Source organism: Paracoccus sp. SY (assembly GCF_002901215.1).
GTDB classification, from domain to species: Bacteria; Pseudomonadota; Alphaproteobacteria; order Rhodobacterales; family Rhodobacteraceae; genus Paracoccus; species Paracoccus acridae.
The window spans coordinates 1-1,689 of sequence record NZ_NWMQ01000128.1; the positions used below are offsets into that span (position 1 = coordinate 1).

General features: G+C 51.6%; 1 protein-coding gene. It reads left to right on the forward strand.

The genetic code is table 11. From position 1 onward, the window contains the following. Positions 1-639 precede the first annotated feature (639 nt). A complete protein-coding gene (locus CK944_RS23070; protein ID WP_146038765.1) occupies positions 640-1,434 on the forward strand; it encodes a hypothetical protein in 795 nt (264 codons plus the stop codon). Positions 1,435-1,689: the final 255 nt, after the last annotated feature.

Genomic DNA, 1,689 nt, shown 5'->3' on the forward strand with positions numbered 1-1,689 from the left:
CAGCGCTGCCATGATCTCGCTGTGCCGATCGGTCCTATTGGAAACAGGGCTGCGCCCTGGTGGCCATCGCTCTTGCAAATAAGATGGCACGGGCTGTTTGGGCGAAGCTGACCCGCGTAGAGGATTATTAGGTTCCGAAGGGTGAAGTTTGCTGAAGCAACGGGGCCCGGCTGGAGCGGTGTGAGGAGGGCCGCGACCCGTATGGGCGAATGATCGAGAAGATCGGGGTTGGGGAAACCAGAACCGGACAGTGAGCCCTACGAGCTCGCCTGAGTGATTTGGACCCAATCTGCGTATCACTATACCGGCCCGCGGCTGACAAAAGCCGCACCACGATGCCCGACACATGTGAGCACCCGATCACACGCCTTGAAGGTTGAAAAAAGTCCTTGCACCAAGGGGAGCATCCATACATGTCCGGTCGTAATGGGGGCAAGACCAGCCGGACTATCTGCTCAAAGCGTGGCTAAGGCCAGTCAGGCAGGAAACGCTTTATGTTCGCTGCCCCAGTCGATTTTCCGGCAATCTATATAACCTGCTGATTTCCATGGCGATAATTAATTAAATTAACATTTATTATTTAATGCCTGTCGATGGTATAATTAGGAATCGTGGGTGATTCTGTGTAAGAGGTGGGAAATGAACGGCTTTATGTGCGTTATGTCCGCTGCATCTTTAGCGATCTTCGCTGCCTCAAGCGAAAGTTTTGCAGCTAGTGTAACTCTCTATGAGCAGGATTTTGAAAATCCAGCCAATTACGTTAACAATGGCGGCGATGTAAACATATTCACCTCTGTAAACCAAAATTATGGAAATCAGCCTCCGGGTTTCCTATTTTCTCAAACCAACACTGTCGAAACATTGAATGTTAGCGGATCGAACCGTGGGGCTGGAACGGCAGCATTTGGGACAGGTTGGAGCGATCCGTCAGGAACTGGGGGAAACTTTGCACTTGGAATGCTTGAGCGTGTCCAGGATGATCGATTGGGTCTTTCTTTTAATGTGGGATCTTTTGACTTCTTTAATGTCGGGATCGATATTTCGAGTATCGATCTATCGACATTTAGTGGACCATTCATCCCTGTTGGGGGAGAGGCGCCCATCTTCCGGTTTTCCCTTTTCGATAACCCTAGTGGCGTGGCTGGCATCGGCTCCGGGTCAATCCTCGATAGCTTTGATCTGACTGGTCAGGCATCGGCAAGAGATACGTTTTCTTGGACTCGCGGAAACTTTGGCCTCAGTACTGTCGGTAACACCAATGGAAACGTAATCTTCCAAATCGATCTGATTCAAGGCGAATATGCTGCTTTTGACAACATCAGTTTGTCTGCAGCTGATACACCTCCAGACCCTTCTCCAATTCCGGTTCCCGCCGGATTACCACTGCTCATAGGCGGCCTCGGGCTATTGGCTGCATTGAAGAAACGTAAGTAAGCTTCCGGATATTTCACCCTCAGTTCACTGAGGGTGGATTCAAATAGCTTGATCGGCTGTCTTTGTTTGGCCACGCTCCTGCCATTCCGCTTGAAGGGCTGGCGCGGCAGTTGACGGAAGCATTGTGCCAGAAACACCGCAGCCCACCTGCACCCGACAACCTCTGGCTGACCCTGCTTCTTCCTCGTCCGTGTCATGAAACCCCATCTGGCTCAGAACTACCTGAGGTTGGCTCACGGCTCGGCTGCGGCGCAG